Genomic DNA, 3,002 nt, shown 5'->3' with positions numbered 1-3,002 from the left:
GCATCGCTGCCCGGATCAGGTGGACCACGCAGGTCTGGACCATCGAGTCCGGCCAGGTCGCCTCGATCGCCTCTGGGAGCCCCTTCAGGCCGTCGCAGCAGACGATCAGCACGTCCCTGACGCCCCGGTTGGCCAGGTCCGCGCAGACGTGGGCCCAGAACGCCGAGCCCTCGGTGTCTTGGACCCAGATGCCCAGCACGTGCTTGATCCCGTCGAGGTCGACTCCTACGGCGATGTAGGCGGCGCGGTTGAGGACCTGGTTGTTCTCCCGGATCTTGATGCGGATCGCGTCGAGATAGATCACGGGATAGAACTCCTCCAGCGGCCGGGTCTGCCAGGCCAGGACCTCTTCGCTCACGGCGTCGGTGATATTGGAGATCGTCTCGTGGGACAGGTCTGTGCCGATCGTGCTCGCCAGGTGGTGCTGGATGTCCCGGATCGTCATCCCGCCCGCGTAGAGGCTGATGATCATGTCATCCAGGCCGCCAAGGCGCCGCTGGCCCTTGGGGACCAGGCGCGGGGTGAACGAGCCGGCACGGTCCCTGGGGACGTCCAGCTCGATCGGTCCGACCTCGGACTCCACGGTCTTGGGTGTGGTGCCGTTGCGGGAGTTCCCGCTGCCGCGGCCCTCCGCGGCGTGCTTGTCATAGCCCAGGTGGCTGGTCAGCTCGGCCTGCAGGCCACGCTCCAGGGCGGCTTTCACCAGCGCGGGCACGAACCCGCCGTCGCCGGTGAGCTGAACATTGCCTGCGTCGATCTGAGCGAACAGGGCATCCAGCTGCCCCGAGGACTTCAGCTCCTCGACCAGGTCCCCGCCAGTGGGCTCACCACCGGCCTGCTTCTTCTCGTTGGTCATGGTCATGATTCTTACCGTTCCTTTCAGTACGGCTTACACAGACCATCTGACACGCCCATACCCGTAGCGGGGATGGTCCTTCGCCCAGGCGCGCAGCCACTCCCTGAGCGCCCGATCCGGGTCCGCGACCGTGTTGCCCTTGAGCGGTCGCCGGTACGCGGAGCGGCTCAGCCCGACCAGACGGCACGCCATCCGTTCGCTCACCCGCAACTTGCGCTTGAGGTGATCGACGGCGGCGCGGCGCCTGTTCGGGCTTAGAAGTTTCCCTCAGCCAGCTCCTTGAGCGCGGCCTTCTCCAGCTCCGCTTCCGCGAGCAGACGCTTCAGGGTCGCGTTCTGCTTCTCCAGCTCCTTCAGGCGCTTTGCGTCGTCGGCCTTGAGGCCGCCGTACTGGTTCCGCCACCGGTAGTACGTCTGCTCGGACACCCCCAGCTCCCGGCACACCGCCGCGACGTCCTGACCATCGGTGAGCATCCTGTCGGCCTGCCCGAGCTTACGGACGACCTGCTCGGGGGTGTGACGCTTTCTGCTGTTCGTCATGATCTGACCAGTCTCCCTGCCCGCGACCGCGGGCAACAGGACGACTCTCATAACGACTGGACCTACGAAACGGGGTCAGCCCAGTGTGGTAAGCGCACCAGGCGATGCTGGTGATCGCGGGGACGAGGAGCACAACGAGTCCGGCTGCCACTGACGTTGCCACGAGTCCGCGGGTCCATGGGACTGCCGCACGGATCGGTGACACATTGACCTGCCCTACGGTTTGGTTTCCACTCTCGATCACTAGCTTCCGGTGGTTGCGGGTGCCCGCGGGGTGCGGGCGAGGTCGTAGTCGTTCGGTGTCGCGTACCCGAGTGAGGAGTGTCGGCGGTGGCGGTTGTAGAACACCTCGATGTACTCGAAGATCGCGTTCGCGAGTTCGATCCGGGTCTTCCACTTCTTCCGGTTCAGCAGCTCGATCTGCATGCTCGACCAGAACGATTCCATCATCGCATTGTCCAAGCCGTCTCCCACGGTCCCGAACGAGGGCAGCAGGCCCGCGGAGCGGATCTTCTGAGTGAAGACCCAGGAGGTGAACTGGACTCCGTGGTCTGCGTGCACGATCCCTCCAGGATCTGGCTGGCGTGCTCGAATGGCCATGTCCAGGGCGTTGACGACCAGGGTGGAGTCCTGTTTGGAGTCGATAGCCCAGCCGATGATCTTGCGGCTACAAGCATCCAGCACGGCGGCGCAGTAGACCTTGCCTTCGCGGGTGGGATGCTCGGTGATGTCCGTGACCCACAGCTCGTTCAGCGCGAGACGGTGGAACTTGCGGTTGACCAGGTCGTCTGCGGTGGCGACCCCCTTGAGGCGCTTGATTCTGGCTGGGCCTGGAAGGCCACCGATTCCGGCGCGGGTCATGAGGACCCAGACGAGTCGGCTCGAGCAGGGAATGTTCATGCCCATGGTGAGCTCTGCGTGGATCCGGCGGTAGCCGTAGGTGCCGCGGGAGGCGATGTGGATCTCGCGGATCAGTCCAGTCAGCCAGCGTCGGCGGAGCTCGGTGGCGCTGGTGGGACGCTTTCGGTACCGGTAGTAGCCCTGGCGAGAGACGCCCAGAAGGCGGCAGCAGGTGTGCACTGGAGCTCCGGCGTCGACGAGTCGGTCGATCACCGGGTGCGCCCTTTTGGGGCGACTCCTCCCTCCTCGTCGAGCCACGTCGCGGCCCGGCGGAGGATCGCGATCTCCTGCTCGAGTTACCGGACGCGGCCGCGCGCCGCGCGGAGCTCGGCAGACTCGCGACTGCTTCGTCCCGGCCGACGGCCGTGGTCGATGTCATCCTGTCGGAGCCAGGTGTGGAGGGTGACCTCGTGGATGCCCAGGTCCTGCGCGGTCTGCTTGACCTGTCGGCCTTCGCGGACCAGAGCGATGGCCCGGGCACGGAACTCTGGAGGGTACGGGCGGGGCATGCGATGAGCCTTCCATGAAGACCATCGGCTAGCGACGTCAACTGGAAACCGATCCATAGGTCAGGTCACATCGTCTGTGGCGCTGTGGAGCGTTGCAGGGAAGGATGTGCATCATGCCTGCCCCCTATCCCCAGGAGTTCCGTGACGACGTCGTCCGCGTCGCGAGGAGCCGTGAACCGGGTCAGAAGCTCGCCCAGA

Annotated in this window: 1 protein-coding gene and 2 pseudogenes; all 3 read right to left on the bottom strand. The window is 65.6% G+C overall.

The genetic code is table 11. From position 1 onward, the window contains the following. On the bottom strand, nucleotides 1-856 hold an 856-nt coding region (locus M4D54_RS13720), incomplete at its 3' end, for an IS256 family transposase (RefSeq protein ID WP_259892101.1). Nucleotides 857-907: 51 nt separating this feature from the next. Further along, nucleotides 908-1,395, bottom strand: a pseudogene (locus tag M4D54_RS13715) (transposase); the annotation flags it as partial. A 243-nt stretch (nucleotides 1,396-1,638) separates the two neighbouring features. Next, a pseudogene (locus M4D54_RS13710) lies at nucleotides 1,639-2,804 on the bottom strand (IS3 family transposase). Nucleotides 2,805-3,002: the final 198 nt, after the last annotated feature.

This window comes from Brachybacterium sp. p3-SID1565 (assembly GCF_025143785.1).
GTDB classification, from domain to species: Bacteria; Actinomycetota; Actinomycetes; order Actinomycetales; family Dermabacteraceae; genus Brachybacterium; species Brachybacterium epidermidis.
This window is presented reverse-complemented; position numbering and strand designations above follow the sequence as displayed.